The organism is Bartonella sp. TT67HLJMS (genome assembly GCF_042193375.1).
Classification (GTDB): Bacteria; Pseudomonadota; Alphaproteobacteria; order Rhizobiales; family Rhizobiaceae; genus Bartonella; species Bartonella grahamii.
Window position 1 is genome coordinate 1 of the sequence record NZ_JBHILP010000032.1, and the last position, 1,189, is coordinate 1,189.

Annotated in this window: 1 protein-coding gene; it reads right to left on the bottom strand. The window is 43.7% G+C overall.

The window, feature by feature from the left end; all coding sequences use genetic code 11:
- Nucleotides 1–12: 12 nt before the first annotated feature.
- Nucleotides 13–1,188 (bottom strand): elongation factor Tu, encoded by a 1,176-nt coding sequence (gene tuf, locus ACFIJQ_RS08790; protein WP_012755022.1) that lies wholly within the window; start codon nt 1,186–1,188, stop codon nt 13–15.
- Between the last annotated feature and the right edge of the window lies 1 nt (nt 1,189).

The following is a 1,189-nucleotide window of genomic DNA, read 5'->3' on the forward strand; positions in this document are numbered from 1 at the left end:
AACAAGCATTATTTATTCAATGATTTTAGAGACGATACCGGCACCAACAGTACGACCACCTTCACGAATAGCAAAACGAAGCTTCTCTTCCATCGCTATCGGAACAATCAATGAAACATCCATGGCAACATTGTCGCCTGGCATAACCATTTCCGTTCCTTCTGGAAGCGTAACAATACCTGTAACATCCGTCGTACGGAAGTAAAACTGAGGACGATAATTCGTGAAAAATGGTGTATGACGTCCACCTTCATCTTTCGTCAAAATGTAAGCTTCTGCTTTAAAACGTGTATGAGGCGTAACAGATCCTGGCTTCGCCAATACTTGACCACGCTCAATCCCTTCACGGTCAACACCACGAAGCAGAGCTCCTATATTATCACCCGCTTGACCCTGATCTAAAAGCTTGCGGAACATTTCAACGCCTGTAACCGTCGTCTTAGACGTTGGACGAATACCGATAATCTCGATTTCCTCTCCAACTTTAATAACACCACGCTCAACACGACCCGTAACAACGGTTCCACGACCCGAAATCGAAAATACATCCTCTATCGGCATCAAAAATGGTTGATCAACAGGACGTTCAGGGGTTGGAATATAATTATCAACTTCACTCATTAAAAGACGAACAGCATCTTCACCAATGCTTTTATCCTTATCCTCAAGAGCTGCCAACGCAGAACCTTTAACAATTGGTATATCATCGCCTGGAAAATCATATTTGGATAAAAGTTCCCGAACCTCAAGCTCTACAAGCTCCAAAAGTTCTGCATCATCAACCTGATCAACTTTATTAAGAAAAACAACAATTGCTGGAACACCAACCTGACGCGCAAGCAAAATATGCTCACGTGTCTGAGGCATTGGACCATCAGCTGCGGAAACAACCAAAATAGCACCATCCATCTGCGCTGCCCCTGTGATCATGTTCTTCACATAATCAGCGTGTCCTGGACAATCAACGTGCGCATAGTGACGATTTTCCGTTTCATACTCAACGTGCGCTGTAGAAATAGTAATTCCACGTGCGCGTTCCTCTGGGGCAGCATCAATTTGATCATAGGCTTTAAATTCACCAAAATATTTCGTAATCGCTGCTGTCAACGAGGTCTTCCCATGATCAACGTGACCAATCGTACCAATATTAACATGCGGTTTTGTTCGTTCAAACTTGCTCTTCGCCATC

Excerpts from the sequence above, each read along its gene's own strand:
- tuf (WP_012755022.1), bottom strand. The coding sequence starts at position 1,188 with ATGGCGAAGAGCAAGTTTGAACGAACAAAACCGCATGTTAATATTGGT.